This is a genomic window from Candidatus Poribacteria bacterium, from assembly GCA_016866785.1.
Taxonomy (GTDB): Bacteria; Poribacteria; WGA-4E.
Genome location: VGLH01000039.1, coordinates 1 through 14,908, shown reverse-complemented (window position 1 = coordinate 14,908; position 14,908 = coordinate 1). Strand labels below are relative to the sequence as shown.

Sequence of the window (14,908 nt, the reverse complement as noted above, 5' to 3'; positions counted from 1 at the left end):
GGATCAGCGCCGCGCCGATGATCACGGCGCGCGGCGTCACGCCGTCATTTCTCGCGCGTCTGGTAGGTCGCACGGTACTGCCGGATCGCCGTCGTGTCGGGATAGGACTCGGTGGACGCGTAGGGATAGCCGGACATGGCTCGGAAGGGCAGCGGCTCGACGGTGTCGGGGAACGCCGTGTAGAGGTCCATATCCTTGCAGTAGCCGAAGGTGTCGAACAGATACGTGCGCTCGTAGCCCTCCGGGATTGGCGGGAGGTCCGCAGCGCTGAACGCGACCGCGAGCTCCTCGCCGCGCCCCAGGATGACGTATTGGTCGTCGGCATCGGCGACGACGGGCGTTACGTCGCCGTACCGCGTGTGGACCCCCCGCGTGTTGCGGAAGGCGTAGGTGCGATCCATCGTCGAGTAGTCGTAGAGACGCGGCATCCTGCCGTCTGGGCTGGCTTCGCGCGGGTAGCCGGCGTGTTCGAGTGTCGCCCGCGATGCCCGTATCTGCGTCTGGCGAACGGCGTCCGTGCCCACATCCTGCGCGATGAACGCCTCGTCGATGTAGATCTCCATGTTGGTCCGCAGTCGGATCGCCTGTGTGTCTGGCGTTACGTACGGGCTGATGTCCAGCGTCATCGTCTTGGGCATGCCTGCCGGATAGCCAGCGGACGTCAGAACGGTTCGCCAGTCGCCTCCGCCGGTCCTAACGTCGACGCTCATGCCGGAGCCCTCGATCCCAGCCTGCTGAGCCGCGTAGACGACATGCGAGTAGGGGTACTCGATCCATCCGTACAGGTTCAGCACACACGGCTTAGACGCGTCGAGCGTCGAGAACCGGTTTCCGAAGTCGAGTTCGAGCGAGTGCACGCGGGCGAGATAGCCGAGGAACCGGGGATGGCGGTCGAGAGTCGGGTATCTGCGATCTCGGTCTGTCACGGTCTCCGTCCAGTCTGCTCCATCCTGGTCGATGGCTCGGATCGGATGAATGCGGCGTTCGTAGACGTACGGCTTGCCGGATGGCATCTGACCGTCCGTCGAGAAGCGCTCGTCCGGGTAGACCTCGGTGCCGACCGGATGATCGACCGCTGTCAGACGCAACTCATCGACGTAGGCGACCTCCTCCATCGGTTCCATGACTCGGAGCTGGAGCTCGCCGTCTCTTTCGCGGAGTTGGGAGCCTTCGATACGCACGCGCTCCGAAGGATCGGGAGGTCCGTACGCGCTGGGCGCGACGAAGAAGCCGATGCCGCCCCCTCCCATGAAGTCGGTCACGAACTCGAACCGCTCTCCGTTCCAAGCGAACAGGATCGGGCACGAAGACGCCTTCCGCTGCACCTCTGGGATGGTCAGCCGCTGGTTCGCCGCCACCTCGAGCTCCGACTGCAGCACCGCGTTGGACCACACGATCCGCACGAAATCCGCCGTCGAGGCGTCCGCTAACCCGAACTCAAGACGAGGGCTCGACGACGCCCCGACGCCGCCGACCATCTGTAGCTCCGACTTCTGCCAGAGACTGCCGCACTTCACCTCGACCGTCGAGCCGTACCCGAGCCGATTCGCCATCTTGCCGGCGAGTCGGATCGACAACCACTTGTGGCGATTGGCTCCATCGTTCCGCAGGACGACCGGCGTGTCGCCGTTGCGGGCGATGACCAGATCGCTGTCGCCGTCGCTGTCGATGTCCACACCTGCCGCGCCGCGCGCGTTCGCGATGACGACGCCGGCGAGCCCCACAGTGTTCGAGACGTCGGTCAGCCGACCAGCGCCGTCGTTCGCGAGGAGAACGCAGTGACCCGACTTCTCCCCTCCGACCTTCCCGTTGGCGATAAAGACGTCCACCGCGCCGTCGTTGTCGTAGTCGATGAGCGCGCCGGTGCTGCCCGTAACGCGATCGCTCCACTCGTACGCCTCGAAGGAGCCGTCGCCTCGGTTCCGGTAGAGCCGCGCCGGGGTCGAATCGCCAAGGAGCGCCAGCACATCGGCGTCGCCGTCCTTGTCGAAGTCCGCCGTGAGCACCGACACAGCGCTCGACACGAACGGTGATGGCGACGGACCGGTTGCCCACTGGTTCAGGCGCTGGTTCAGTCGAAGCTGCGCCGAGCCGCTCCGAGGGACGATCAGCGCATCCACGTCCGCGTCGTTGTCGAAGTCCGCGAGCGAGAGCCCCCAAGGGTTCCCAGGCAAATCGCCAAGACCCGAACTCGCCGTCACGTCCGCGAACGAACCGTTGCCGTTGTTCCGAAGAAGCGCCAAGCCGTCCGCGTTGAGGATCAGCAGGTCGAGGTCGCCGTCGTGGTCGGCGTCGGACCACGCGCCAGCCAGCGAGCGCGCGTCGCCTCCGGATGCTCCGGCTGCATCGGTCACATCGGCAAACGAACCCTTTCCATCGCCGCGCAGCAACGCGTTCGGACCTGAGCGAAGAAGATACAGATCGGCGTTCCCGTCGCCGTCGTAGTCACCGAACAGGGCAGCGACCGAATCCCGCGCGGAACTCGCCCGGCTATTCGGAAGCGGCTGACTTCGGAACCGCCCGTTGGCGTTCACATAGAGCACGTCACGAACCGTTCCGTCGGTCATTCGGACTGCCGGAGCCACGATATCCAGGTCCTCGTCGCCGTCCACGTCGCCGATCCCCAGCGATCCGCCGAGGCTCGCGGCGTCGTTGGCGGCGAATGCGAGCGGCACGCCCTTTCCGGCGTGCGATAGCGTCAGACCCGCGTCCGTCGTGGTGAATCGCACGGCAAGTTTGCTCGCGCGGGGAGCGTCCTTGGCGGGCGGGAAGAGGCGGACCACGTCCGCGAGCGAACCCATCTCCGTGTAGGCGACGGCGCGCTTGACGCCCACCTTCGCGGCGTCGAGTCGCTGGAACGTCGCCAAGACGCTCAATGCCTCTTGTCGTTCCTGGAGCCGTATGAGCGCCTGTGCGAGCGAGTAGTGCGCCGACAGCAGGTACGGGTTCCGCTCAATGGCTCGTCGGAAGTAGTCGACGGATGCTTCCATCTGCCCCGACGAGAGCAGCATCGTGCCGATGAAGTAGAGCGCATCGGGGTCTTCCGGGCTCAACCTGAGCGCCTCCTGGAAGTACTTGAGTGCTGCCGTGGAATCGCCTCGGTACCGGCTCAACATGCCGAGACAGTAGGGCGCATTGGGCATCATCGGGTCGAGCTCGGCAGCCTTCCTGAACGCGGCTTCCGCCTTGTCGAGAGCCCCACCGGGCTTCGACGGGTCCGAAAGCGCGTTCAGGTGCGCGATGCCCGCGTTCAGGTGCGCCACCGCCCAAGTGGGAGCCCTGGCGGCGAGGGCGTCGAACGCTGTTGCCGCGTCGGTGAAGCGGAACTGCTCCATGAGGCCGACGGCGCGGTTCATCCCGCGCACCATTGCCTCATCGGGAACATAGGCGGCGGTTGCCAGGGATGCGCGAGCGAGCAGCACGCACAGGACAGCGAACGCGAACCGACGTGATGCCACCGTCGCAGGCCTCCTGAAACGCGGTGCTAAGACTCGATGGGAATGCCCAAGACCGTCATCGCGGCGCGCATGTAACCGATCGCGTACGCGATTCCGGCATGCCACGGCGCGTCGCAGGCGGTCGCTGGCGTGTGGTCGGGGATCAGAACGCCGTCGTAGCCGGATTCGGCGTAGGCGCGCAGGGCTTTTACCATATCGACGTCGCCCTCGTCGATGAAGACCTCGCGGTAGTTGGGAACCTTCCCACGGACGTTCCGAAAGTGCACGTACGCGATCTTTCCCTCGGAGGCGTACCGGCGGATCGCGTCGTAGACATCAGCCCCCTGCATCTCGGACACGGTTCCCTGGCAGAACTCGATGGCGTTGGACGAGCTCGGAGCGATGTCGAGCAGTCGTCGGTAGTAGTCGGGGTGCGTGATGAGGCGTGCCGTACCGCGCAGCACGGGTAGCGGCGGATCGTCGGGGTGCGCGGCGAGCCGAACGCCGGCTGCCTCGGCGACGGGCACCAGGTTCGTCAGGAAGTACTCGAGGCGGCTCCACATCTGCTCGTGTGTGACAGTCCCGATGTCACCCGGAGGCACGTCGGATCGGACGCGGGTGCCCCAGACTTCGCCGTGGGGAATGGGCTTCTGTTCGGGAGCCTGATCCTCCAGGAAGCCGACCGACGTCGCCCCGCCGCGCGCGAACTCGCCGGAGACGCGTCCCCAGACACCCGCCAGACTGAAGTAGTAACCCATGACGGGAATCCCCGCCTTGCCCATGTTGCGGATGGTCTTCTTGAGGTTCTCCATCTGCGCCGCCTTGCCGGGCAAGTCGAGCAGCACCTGATCCCAGTGATGCGGGGCGAAGTTCTCGATGGCGGCGAGCGCCAAACCGTGACTCTCGATATGGACTCGCAGGCGCGCCAGGTCGTCGTAGGACCAGTAGCCTTCTCGCGCCGAGGGGAAGGTCTCCTCGCCGGGGAGGTGCTGGACGATGTGTCCGACGCCGATCTGGCGGGCGAACTGGAGGTTGCGGTCCGTCGCCATGCCCGCGTAGATGCCCATGCCGAGTTTCATGTCAGGGTATCCCCTTCGCTCTATGGCACGCGCGTCTTGTCGTAGATCAGCCGGAGCACGTCTCGAACGTCCCGGTGCACTTCCTCGGGGCGCATCGCGCTGGCGATGTCATGGCGCGTATAGATCAGACCGTGGTCGTAGAGGCGCGCGTTCAGCGCATCGTAATGGTTCAGCGCTTGCCGCGCGTCGAAAAGCAGCAGTTTGGCGCGGCTTGTGTTCAGACTCTCGACGGTGTCCGAAAGCCAATCGGTTCGATCCGAGAAGCCCTGCTCGTCGAAGAAGAACCCGTCGACTATGTTGCGGTGGAGCTCGAAATCGCGTTCGACAACCCTTTGCCACGGATGAGGAATCAACAGGTAGTTCTCAACGTGCCGCCGCTTCCACACGCGCAGGACAGGATTCCCGTCTGTGTCCGCCGGCAGTGTCGCCCGGTTGTTCCGATCGAGCAACATCACACGCTCCGCTCTGTCGCTGAGAAGGCGAGCGCCGTCGAAGTGCCGATCCGCGCGTTCTTTCATTTCGTCGGCGCTGCCCCCGCCAAGCGGGATGAACGCGACGCGCGATTCTATAGCCGACTCGATCCCCTCGAACTCCGCCGTTCCGTCCAGCACGCCCGCCCATGCGCGCAGGAGTTCCGCGTCCGTTTCTCCTTCGACGTAGACGAAAACGCGCCTTTCGATCAGGTTCACCAGATCGAGGTTGCTGATCTCGCTGAGCGCGAACGTTGCAGCTTCGACGCGCTTGATGGGTCGCGGTCCTCCCGGTGTCAGGAACGTGATCTGCGACGCGTCGACGTTGCGGATGAACTCCTCTGCATGCGTCGCGATGAGCATCTGTACAGACTCTTCGCGCGCGGTCTTGCTCAGGAACTGCAGCAGCGACCGCTGCAGGTTCACATGAAGGTGCGCGTCGGGTTCGTCCAGTAACAAGACGTCGGGTTCGAATCCGTAGAGGAACGAGAGCACAATGAGAGTCTGAAGGAGTCCACTCCCAGCGTTGACCCAATCGAGTTCAACCTGATCCGCGGTGCGGTAGACGGATGTGATGTACTGGTCTTGCCCTCGCCGGTACTCCGGCTGGCATACGTCTACGCCGAACCAGTCCTTGACCCTTGACGTCAGTTCTCCGAATGGAGTCCGAACGCCCAGTCCACCTTGCCGTTCAGCAGTGCGAAGAAGCACGTTACGGACGATGCTACCAGGCTGGCCGCGTCCCACCCGCGCGCCCAGCACAGGATCGTCAACCCATTGCTCTCGATCCTCGATATTGGATGTCGGAGGCACATAGACGACGCGAGGAAAGGCTCCTTCGCGGTCCAATGCACGGAATCGCTCCCATCCTCCAACCGGTCTTGCGTAAACGGTCTGTCGCGTCTGGTATCGAAGCTCAACGCGGAACTGATGGGAGGTACCAACGCGAGTCTGCCACTCGACGTCCAACTCAATGCGGATGAACTCCTGAACTCGCTTCATCTTGCCTGACGCGGGGTCACTAAGCTGTGTATACTTGCGTTCCGTCTTGTTCAGCCACAGAAGTCGGAACTCAGGCAACGGCAACGGTGTGAAATTCGGCAGCGTGATCTCGATGGCGCGCTCACCACTTCGCGCAGACATCCTGAACTGCTCGATGCAGAAGGACCAGATCGCAAGCGCCTGAAGGAGCGTGCTCTTGCCGGAGTTGTTCTGCCCGACCAACAAGTGGAGGCTGCCGAGGTCGCCGAACTCCTGCTCTTCGAATCGCTTGAAGTTCCGGATGATCACGCGCGTAATCATCGTCCGGGCAGAGCCTCCGACGTCGTCGCGCCGACCGTTACGGCTGCGACTTGGTTTCCGTGTTCGCCTGACACGTCCGCAGCCACACGTTGTTCGGCGGCGTTTCGACGCCCTTCCACGCGTAAGGGTCGACGCCGGACACGTGGACAATCGCTCGCCGGTCGGCGGTCGCGGGACGTTCGCCCTCGCGCATACTCCACGGCAGCAGCGACCATGCGTTGCAGTAGTGATTCACCAGAACCCGTCGATAGATGCCGCTGCGGTTCTTCCGCGAGCGGTGCAGCAGATAGCCGTTGAAGAACACGACGGAACCGCAGCTCACCTCGACGGGCACCTCGGCGGTCTCGTCGAAGCCGTAGCTCTCCCCGGCGAAATCGAACTCCTCGGGGTTCTTGTGCTCTCGCTGGGGGTACAGGTACCCGGATCGGTGCGATCCGGGAATGATCCACAAGCAGCCGTTCTCGATGGTCGCGTCGTCCATGGCGATCCACGCGCCGATGAGCGAGCGGTCCCTTGTCGGGATGTAGACTTCGTCCTGATGCCACGCCTGCCCCTGGAATCCCGGCGGCTTGACGAACAACATCGATTGCATGCACTTGGCGCTGCCATCCCAGTGAGGCAGATGCGCCGCCGTGATCTGACTCAGCACACCGCAGATGCGTGGGTGGCGGACGTACTTCTCCATCACCGGACTGATGTAGTGCGGTTGATGGATGCACAGGATGTTGGCGAGCGCCTCGGTATCGGACATATCGCCCGGCAGGGGTTTCAGGGAGTCGCACGGGTAGGCGCCGCGCGCCAAGTTCACCGTGTCCTGGCGCAGATCGGCGATTTCATCGACAGTCATCAGGTTCGGGACGACGAGGAATCCCTTATCGACGAAATGGCACACGTCAGCGTCAGATACGATCTTCGGTACGGCGATCGGATCGCTCGCGCGCTGCTCCAGATCGACACTCACCTCACAAGCCTCCCACAGCAGGGGTCGTCGGACACGCTGGGCAACGCGTTGAGAGTACGACGGCGAATCGCGGCGGTCAAGGGACGATGGGAACCAGCACGTCGCACTGCGAGAAGTCGCGGTTGTGATATGCCGCGCCAACCCGTAGAATCTCACTGCTCGTAAGAATGAGGACCCCCCATGCCAGCGACTACGCTCTACTTCGCTCAGCTCGACCCCGTGTGGCAGGACTGGATCCAGGTCGTCAACGTGGGAACCGCCAACGGGAGAGTCGTCTGCATCGCGCGCGACGAAAACGCGCAGACGGTGTGGAGCGCGGAGAACACGATCGCTCCGTACCAGGCGTGGACGCCCGCCGTCGAGACGCCCAAGGTGAGCACATCCTTCGAAGTGAACTGCAACCAGCCCATCGTCGCCGAGCGCCACTGCCATTTGGGGAACCAGGTCCTCGACTTCCCGGGCGCCAGCGTGTTCGGACGAACGGTCGGAAAACGGCTGTTCTTCCCGGAGCTCGTCTCCGGCGCCTACGACTACTTCCGCTTCCTGAACGTGGGCAACGCCGACGCGCACATCTCGTTCATCGTGCGCAACATCACCGACGCCCGCGTCATCATGCAGCGGAGCCGCGCCGTAGGACCGTACCGTTGGTGGCAGCTTCTCGATGAGGAGACCGGAGCGACCGTGTCCGGCACTATCGAGATCGTCAGCACTCAGCCCATCGTCGGCGAGCGCCATCTGCACTACAAAGGGGGCGAGACGGCGGTCGGGCAACTCGGGCGCGTGCTCGACTGATACCGAACCGCGCCGTCTGCTAGAACTGCACGACCCCGTTCGAGAGCACGCCGATGGAGGGCGCGGCAATCTTCACCGTGTCGCCGCCCTTCAGCGGCAGCGTGTTCGGGACGATGATCCCGGTTCCGCTAGAGACGACGGTTCCAACCGGACAATCGTTATCCCGCAGCAGGTAGGTCGTCAGTTCGTCGAACTTCCGCTTGATCTGCCCTGTGTTGACTGAGCCCTCCCAGAGCGTCGATCCATCCCGGATGATCGTGCACGTCAGGCCGATGTCGTAGATGTCGTCCACCTCGCTGGGCGTGATGAGCGCGGGTCCGAGCGCGCAGCACCCGTTGTACGTCTTCGACTGCGGCAGATACAGCGGGTTGTCGCGTTCGATGTCCCATGCGGACACGTCGTTGCAGAGCGTGTAGCCGACGATGTCGCCGTCCGCGCCGAGGACGAACGCGAGTTCGGGCTCGGTCGCCGTCAACACGGAATCGCTCCGAATGCCAATCGCGCCATGGTGTCCGACACATCGGCTCGCGGTCGCCTTGAAGAAGATCTCCGGGCGATCCGCCGAGTAGACCCGCGAGTAGATGTTCGTCTGGCTGTCCTCGTCGCGCATGTCGGAACTGCGCTTGTAGGTGACTCCGCAGCCCCACACCTCGGGTGGGTCGAGCGGCAGGAGCAGATGCCGTTCCTCGGGCGACGGCGCGTTGTCCAAGTCCTCGTACCGAAGGCTGGGAACCGAGTCGCGCTCCCACGGAGCTACCACGGGGCGTCCCTGCGACGCGCGTTCTTGCATCTCACCGACGAGGATGTTCAGACTCACCTGTTCCCGCGCAGACGTCTCGAGCAGCGACAACACCGTCGGGCACTCATCCGTCGTGACATCGATCACGACGTTCTCGCGAGTGACGACTCCGACCCGCTTGCCTTCACCGGGTTGGTGGTACTGGATCAGTTTCATCTCTAGCCCTTCGTCATGGCGGGGAACCGCACGAAAGCCGTGTTGGCGCGATCATACCGGGATGAAGCCGGCGACTCAAGAACCGATCCGCAGTTCCTGGCGCAGACCGGCGCGTGACGGGTTGCCTCCAGTCGGCTATTCTGAGCCCGTCGCGTCCGTCCGACCCCACAGGAGCCCTGCCATGCCGACCATCGATCTGCGTCCCGAGGAGTACCAACCGACGCCGCCCGACCGCAAAGACTACGGCATCGGGTTCATCGGCTGCGGCGGCATCGTCCGGGGAGCCCACCTTCCCGCCTACCAGCGGTTCGGCTATCGAGTCGTGGCGGCGTGCGACGTCGTCGAATCCGCCGTGAAGCAGGTCCAGGAGCGGTTCGGCGTCCCGCGCGTCACGACCAGCATCGACGACATGCTTGAGAACCCCGAGGTCCAGATCATCGACCTCGCGGTACACGGTTCCCAGCGCCTTCCCATCGTCGAACATATCTGCGCGAGGCGTCCGCGACACCTGTTGGGCATTCTGAGCCAGAAACCATTTGCGATGGACTGGGCGGCTGCGACTCGCATGGTCGAGTTGTGCCGGCAGGCGTCCGTTCCGCTCATGGTGAACCAGCAGGCGCGATGGGCTCCAGCGCACCGAGCTCTGAAGGTCATCCTCGACCGGGGCGTTCTTGGGCATGTCTACTGCATCACGCACTTCCATCGGTCGTTTCAGGACGCGCCGGGCTCCTGGTTCGTGGCTCTCAAAGACTTCAACATCATCGACCACGGCATTCACTACATTGACCTGTGCCGGTACTACACGGGTCTCGATCCACTGCGCGTCAAGGCGACGGCGACGATGCAGCCGGGACAAGCGGCGGTGTCGCCCATGTGCCATACGATCCTGATGGAGTTCGCGCCAGAACGCCAAGTGATGGCGATGAGCCACTTCAACAACATCGTGCGCGTCCGTGGGCTCCATCGGTACGACTGGATCGCGGACGGCACGCTGGGCAGCGCCATGGTCTCCGGCAACGAGATGACGGTCTGTCTGTTAGACGAGCCGGAGCGCCGTCAGACTTTCCACATCGAGGGCAGTTGGTTCCCGGATGCCTTCGGCGGGTCGATGGGCGAGTTGATGCGCGCGCTCAACGACGGCAGAGAACCCATGACCAGCGGACGCGACAACCTGAGGTCGATCCGTATCGCGTACGCCGCCGTGGAGAGTGCGTCAACAGGTCGAACGGTCGAGTTGAGCTAGTCGGGACTTGTGGCTGCGTCGTGTGTGATGTGGTGCCGGAGGTCGGACTCGAACCGACACGACCGCTAAGAGTCGGGAGATTTTGAGTCTCCTGTGTCTGCCAATTTCACCACTCCGGCGCGCCGTCGGATCGGCTAGAACACTTGTACCACACCGGATTGCCGAAGGCAAGCGTCCGCTGTTGACCGTGCCTGTCGTGGACGTTAGCATTCCGCCATCGTCTCGATCCCGGAAAACAGGGCAAACGCATGCTGCCGACCATCACCTTCCCGAGCCCCGAAGCCGAGCGTTTCCTCGCGCGGATGTCCCAGCGTGGCGGATTCGGTGACAGAAGCCTGCTGTCGTCGGTTCGGGAGATCATCGCGCGCGTCCGCTTAGACGGCGACGACGCTTGCCGCGAGTTTACCCGCATGTTCGACTCCCCGGACGCGCCTAATGAGCTACGCGTGTCGATCGAGGACATGGAGCGCGCCTACTCCCACGTCACCGACGCGTTCCTCGACGCCGTGCGGTTGGCAATCGGCAACATACGCTCGTTCCACGAGAAGCAGCTCTCGCGCTCCTGGATGATGACCGAGCCCGACGGTTCCCTGCTCGGACAGATGGTCTTTCCGCTCCGTCGAGTCGGGGTCTACTGCCCCCCGACGCTCTTCTCGTCGTTGATGATGAACGCGATCCCGGCACAGGTCGCCGGCGTCTCGGAGATCGCGCTGGCAGCGCCGCCCCAACGCACTGGGGGGGTGCATCCTGGTATGCTCGTGACGGCGCGCGAGTGCGGCATCGAGGAGGTCTATGCGTGCGCCGGCGTTCCCGCGATCGCCGCCATGGCTTACGGCACGCGCAGCATCCCGCGCGTCGACAAGGTCGTCGGGCCCGGCGGAGACTACGTACAGCTTGCCAAGCGCGAGGTCGTCGGGATCGTCGATATCGACAAGCTGGCGGGTCCCAGCGAAGTCCTCGTGATCGCCGATCACACGGCGACTCCCGCCTATGTCGCAGCCGACCTCATCTCACAGGCGGAGCATGGCGCGCGGTCGTCGGCGGTCCTCGTCACGACATCGAAGGCATTGGCGGAATCGGTCTGCGAGGAACTTCGGTCGCAGGTCGAGACGCTCCCGCGGCAGGAGGAGATACGCGGCTCCTTTGAATCGTTCGGGGCGTGTCTGGTCGTGTCGGATATAGACGCCGCCATCGGGATCGCGAACGAGGTCGCGCCGGAGCACGTCGAGGTGCTCACGCGAGACCCGATGCCCGTCGCCGTGAGGATACGCAACGCGGGGGCGGTCTTCGTCGGCGAGTCCACGCCGGAAGCCGTAGGAGACTATGTCGCAGGTCCGAGCCACGTCCTTCCGACCGGGGGAACCGCGCGGTTCTATTCGTCGCTGTGCGTCGCGGACTTCCTCAAGACGACGAACCTGCTCGCCTACACACCGCAGGCGCTTGACCGTGTGACGGACGCGATCGTAGCATTGGCGCACGCGGAAGGGCTGGAGGGACACGCCGCCTCCGCCACGATCCGACGCAGGAACCAGAACCCGCCTACCTGAGCTCAAAGCCCGTGCAAGAACGCCCAACGGTCTCGGCGCGCTTCCTCAGAGACGACCTGGCTGCACTGCAGCCGTACCACGTGGAGCCTGTGCCGCACCAGGTCAAGCTCGATGCCAACGAGAGCCCGTTCGATCTGCCGGAATCAGCTAGAAACGAGATCGCTGAGCTCTTCGCAGCGATGCCGCCGAACCGGTACCCGGACGCGGACACCGTCGAGTTGCGAGGAGCCCTGGCGGAGCGCCTTCGGCTCGATCCCGGTTGGGTCGCAGTCGGCAACGGGTCCGACGAGCTGATCTCCTACCTCATCCAGGCGCTGGGTCGCCCGGACTGCCGCGTGTTGTCGCCGGAACCGACCTTCTCGATGTACCGCATCCTGAGCCAGGGGCATGGCGTCGAGTACGTCGGCGTGCCGCTCGACGACCGGTTCGAGATCGACGCCGACGCGTTGCTCGGAGCGCTCCGAAGGGATAGCACGAACATCGTCTTCCTCAGCTATCCGAACAATCCCACCGGCAACTGCTGGGACGCGACCATCGTCGAGTCGCTGCTGCGCCGCGAGGACGTTCTCGTCGTGTCGGATGAAGCCTACTTCGAGTACTCCGGGCTGAGCTTCATCGCGCTCCTCCGCGACCACGTGAACCTGATCGTCCTTCGGACGTTCTCAAAGGCGTACGGCATCGCGGGTCTGCGGGTCGGCTACATGGCAGCCCGCCCGGAGTGGATCGGCTGCGTCAACAAGGTGCGGTTGCCCTACAACGTGAACGCGTTTTCCCAGGCGGCAGCCGGCATCCTACTGCGACACAGCGCTGCCGTGCGAGAACAGGCAAAGCGCATCGTCGCGGAGCGCGACCGCGTCTTCGCCGCGATGGTGAGTGACAGCCGATTCGAGCCGTTCCGATCCGACGCGAACTTCGTCCTGTTCCGCGTATCCGGCGGGGCGACCGAATGCTTCTATCGACTCGTCCGAGGCGGAGTGCTCGTTCGATGTCTCGACCGACCCGGTGCTCTGTCGAACTGCCTCCGAGTGACCATCGGCACTCCCGAGGAGAACGACCGATTCCTCGGTGCCTTGCTCGCAAGGGACTAGCCGACCAGACGGTGTGGGTGTGAAGGAGCACGCCAGCCCAGGAGCGGCGCCATGCTGCGACTCCCACGGCTGCGCGGGCTCGACCCGGAGTTGACTTCCCGCGTTCTGCCGTTCTATCTTCGACCCAAGTGGCTCGTCGCCCAAGCGGCGGCGGCGGTCGCTGCTCAGTTCCTCTGGGCATGGCTGACCTCTCACGGATCGGCTCTAGGCTTCAGGGCGCGGCTCGAATTGAGCGTCTCCGTGTTTGTGCTCGCGTGCTCTGTCGGCTACTTCTACGCCCGACTGGCGACCCGATTCCTTGGGGTCTCGTGGATCAACATACGGCGCGGCAGGGAACGCCTGGTCGACACATGGCTGGGTCGCGCGACGCTCGGATGCGGCTTGACGTTGATCGCCCTGCCGCCGATCATCAACGGGTTCCTCAGAGCGGAATTCCTCGTGCCGGTGCCGTTCTACAGCGGAGCGGTCGTCGGCTCGGCGTTCGCGTTTCTGCTCTGGGTGATCGGACTACCCAGCAAGGAGGGCTGTGGTGAACCGTAGAATATCTCTTACGTGTCTTGGTCTCGTCCTCGCATGGAGCGTTGGAACCGCCCACGCAGCGATCGATGCCAGCGCGCTGGTGGGCTTGTGGATGTTCGACGACGGCAAGGGCGATATCGCGGTGGACGGCTCGGGAAACAAGCGAGACGCCAAGCTGATCAAGGAGCCCAAATGGGGAACCGGCAAGTTCGGCAAGGCGATCGAGCTATCATTCGCCACCGGCAACTACGCCATCGCGCCTATCGTTCAGAGCGCGTCGATGAGCGTCGTCGCCTGGGCGAAGTACACGGACCTTCCGACTACGAACTCAGGCATCGCGCACGTGCAGGCGGACGAAGCGCAGGACGGCGCGCCTGAGTCGAAGACGATCGGCATCTGGGTCGAGAACACGGGCTTGCTCTGGGGGCGGTTCATTCCGGCAGGCGGCGGCAACGTCAACCTGCCCAAGAACCAGAAGCTCGACAAGGACAAGTGGTACCACGTCGCCGTGGTGCTGAGCGACAAGGACAAGAAGGGACGGCAGTACGTCGACGGCAAGATGGTCGGCGACGCCGACTACCCGGGCAAGCTGAACCCCGTCGCCTTCATCAAGATCGGCAGGCAAGGTAACGAGTCGTGGACCGGTTTGCTGGACGAGGTGGCGGTCTTCGGCAAGGCGCTGTCTGAAGACGAGATCAAGTCGATCATGGGCGGATTCGAGGCAGGGCTCGCCGTGTCGCCAGGAGGCAAGGCGGCATCCACCTGGGGAGCTCTGAAGTCGGAGTAACCGCGAGAACCACACGCGGGCGCTCGCCATGCGCGGGGGACGCTCGCAAGACAGGCTGCACGCATGGGACGCATCGGCGAGATCGAGCGGAAGACGCGCGAGACGCAGATCGAGCTCCGAATCGACCTAGACGGCACAGGAACCTGTGACGCCGCGACGGGCGTCGGGTTCCTGGATCACATGCTGGAGCTCTTCGCCAAGCACGCGTTCTTCGACCTGCGCGTTCGCGCCCAAGGCGATCTGCACGTCGACGCCCACCACACGGTCGAAGACGTCGGCATCTGCCTGGGCATGGGGGTCGCGAAGGCTCTGGGTGACAAGGCTGGGATTCGTCGCTTCGGCGGCGGGACGGTTCCCATGTACGAAGCCCTTGGGACGGTGCACTTAGACTTGTGCGGGCGTCCCATCGTCGTGTTCCAGACTCCGCTGGACGGGGGCAAGGTCGGGGACTTCGACGTCGAACTCGTCGAAGAGTTCTTCCACGGCTTCGCCAACTACTCCGGCACGACGATCCACCTGTTGTGCCCGTACGGGTCGAACCGCCACCACATCATCGAGAGCCTGTTCAAGGCGTTCGCGCGGGCGCTCGACCAGGCGACGCGTCCCGACGACCGTGTTGTTGGGGTTCTCTCCTCGAAGGGCAGACTCGAATGATCGCCGTCGTGGAATACGAGGGCAATCTGCGCAGCGTGCAGAAGGGCTTGGAGGCAGTCGGAGCGGATGTCGCC

12 protein-coding genes and 1 tRNA gene are annotated in these 14,908 nt (G+C 64.1%); 7 read left to right on the top strand and 6 right to left on the bottom strand.

Annotated elements, in window-relative coordinates; translation table 11 throughout:
* Nucleotides 1-44: 44 nt before the first annotated feature.
* The 4 genes from FJZ36_07540 to FJZ36_07525 are packed head-to-tail and all read right to left on the bottom strand — an operon-like array spanning nucleotide 45 to nucleotide 7,681.
* Nucleotides 45-3,458 (bottom strand): tetratricopeptide repeat protein, encoded by a 3,414-nt coding sequence (locus FJZ36_07540; GenBank protein MBM3214749.1) that lies wholly within the window; start codon nucleotides 3,456-3,458, stop codon nucleotides 45-47.
* Between the two features lie 26 nt (nucleotides 3,459-3,484).
* Entirely contained in the window at nucleotides 3,485-4,516 is a 1,032-nt protein-coding gene (locus FJZ36_07535) for a TIM barrel protein (protein MBM3214748.1), read from the bottom strand.
* A gap of 20 nt (nucleotides 4,517-4,536) precedes the next feature.
* A complete protein-coding gene (locus FJZ36_07530) occupies nucleotides 4,537-6,288 on the bottom strand; it encodes a chromosome segregation protein SMC (GenBank protein MBM3214747.1) in 1,752 nt (583 codons plus the stop codon).
* Nucleotides 6,289-6,325: 37 nt separating this feature from the next.
* Nucleotides 6,326-7,681, bottom strand: coding sequence for a phytanoyl-CoA dioxygenase family protein (locus tag FJZ36_07525; GenBank protein ID MBM3214746.1), 1,356 nt, complete (start codon nucleotides 7,679-7,681; stop codon nucleotides 6,326-6,328).
* Between the two features lie 36 nt (nucleotides 7,682-7,717).
* On the opposite strand from FJZ36_07525, the gene FJZ36_07520 reads away from it, so the two are divergent.
* The gene (locus FJZ36_07520; protein ID MBM3214745.1) at nucleotides 7,718-8,041 is read left to right on the top strand and encodes a hypothetical protein; all 324 of its coding nucleotides are present in this window, start codon (nucleotides 7,718-7,720) and stop codon (nucleotides 8,039-8,041) included.
* A 19-nt stretch (nucleotides 8,042-8,060) separates the two neighbouring features.
* Here the strand turns inward: FJZ36_07520 and FJZ36_07515 are convergent, their stop codons facing one another.
* The gene (locus tag FJZ36_07515) at nucleotides 8,061-8,996 is read right to left on the bottom strand and encodes a 2-keto-3-deoxy-D-arabinonate dehydratase (protein MBM3214744.1); all 936 of its coding nucleotides are present in this window, start codon (nucleotides 8,994-8,996) and stop codon (nucleotides 8,061-8,063) included.
* Between FJZ36_07515 and FJZ36_07510 the strand changes: the two genes are divergently transcribed.
* Complete coding sequence (locus FJZ36_07510) at nucleotides 8,845-10,239, top strand: Gfo/Idh/MocA family oxidoreductase (protein ID MBM3214743.1); 1,395 nt, start codon at nucleotides 8,845-8,847, stop codon at nucleotides 10,237-10,239. The genes FJZ36_07515 and FJZ36_07510 overlap by 152 nt on opposite strands.
* 30 nt (nucleotides 10,240-10,269) lie before the next feature.
* On the opposite strand, the gene FJZ36_07505 is transcribed toward FJZ36_07510, so the two are convergent.
* A tRNA-Leu gene (locus FJZ36_07505) sits at nucleotides 10,270-10,358 on the bottom strand.
* Between the two features lie 129 nt (nucleotides 10,359-10,487).
* Between FJZ36_07505 and hisD the strand changes: the two genes are divergently transcribed.
* From hisD to hisB, 5 genes are all read left to right on the top strand, one after another.
* Nucleotides 10,488-11,786, top strand: a complete 1,299-nt coding sequence (gene hisD / locus FJZ36_07500; GenBank protein ID MBM3214742.1) for a histidinol dehydrogenase — start codon at nucleotides 10,488-10,490, stop codon at nucleotides 11,784-11,786.
* The gene (hisC, locus tag FJZ36_07495) at nucleotides 11,708-12,874 is read left to right on the top strand and encodes a histidinol-phosphate transaminase (GenBank protein MBM3214741.1); all 1,167 of its coding nucleotides are present in this window, start codon (nucleotides 11,708-11,710) and stop codon (nucleotides 12,872-12,874) included. Before hisD ends, hisC begins: the two co-directional genes overlap by 79 nt.
* 51 nt (nucleotides 12,875-12,925) lie before the next feature.
* Nucleotides 12,926-13,414 (top strand): hypothetical protein, encoded by a 489-nt coding sequence (locus FJZ36_07490; protein MBM3214740.1) that lies wholly within the window; start codon nucleotides 12,926-12,928, stop codon nucleotides 13,412-13,414.
* Nucleotides 13,404-14,180: a LamG domain-containing protein gene (locus FJZ36_07485; protein ID MBM3214739.1), complete on the top strand. Its 777-nt coding sequence runs from the start codon at nucleotides 13,404-13,406 to the stop codon at nucleotides 14,178-14,180. Before FJZ36_07490 ends, FJZ36_07485 begins: the two co-directional genes overlap by 11 nt.
* A 63-nt stretch (nucleotides 14,181-14,243) precedes the next feature.
* Nucleotides 14,244-14,834, top strand: coding sequence for an imidazoleglycerol-phosphate dehydratase HisB (gene hisB, locus FJZ36_07480; protein ID MBM3214738.1), 591 nt, complete (start codon nucleotides 14,244-14,246; stop codon nucleotides 14,832-14,834).
* The last annotated feature ends 74 nt before the right edge of the window (nucleotides 14,835-14,908 follow it).

Excerpts from the sequence above, each read along its gene's own strand:
- FJZ36_07535 (MBM3214748.1), bottom strand. The coding sequence starts at position 4,516 with ATGAAACTCGGCATGGGCATCTACGCGGGCATGGCGACGGACCGCAAC.
- FJZ36_07490 (MBM3214740.1), top strand. The coding sequence starts at position 12,926 with ATGCTGCGACTCCCACGGCTGCGCGGGCTCGACCCGGAGTTGACTTCC.
- hisB (MBM3214738.1), top strand. The coding sequence starts at position 14,244 with ATGGGACGCATCGGCGAGATCGAGCGGAAGACGCGCGAGACGCAGATC.
- FJZ36_07525 (MBM3214746.1), bottom strand. The coding sequence starts at position 7,681 with ATGGCAGTGGCGCTCGGCGACGATGGGCTGGTTGCAGTTCACTTCGAA.
- FJZ36_07510 (MBM3214743.1), top strand. The coding sequence starts at position 8,845 with ATGTTCAGACTCACCTGTTCCCGCGCAGACGTCTCGAGCAGCGACAAC.
- FJZ36_07515 (MBM3214744.1), bottom strand. The coding sequence starts at position 8,996 with ATGAAACTGATCCAGTACCACCAACCCGGTGAAGGCAAGCGGGTCGGA.
- hisD (MBM3214742.1), top strand. The coding sequence starts at position 10,488 with ATGCTGCCGACCATCACCTTCCCGAGCCCCGAAGCCGAGCGTTTCCTC.
- FJZ36_07530 (MBM3214747.1), bottom strand. The coding sequence starts at position 6,288 with ATGATTACGCGCGTGATCATCCGGAACTTCAAGCGATTCGAAGAGCAG.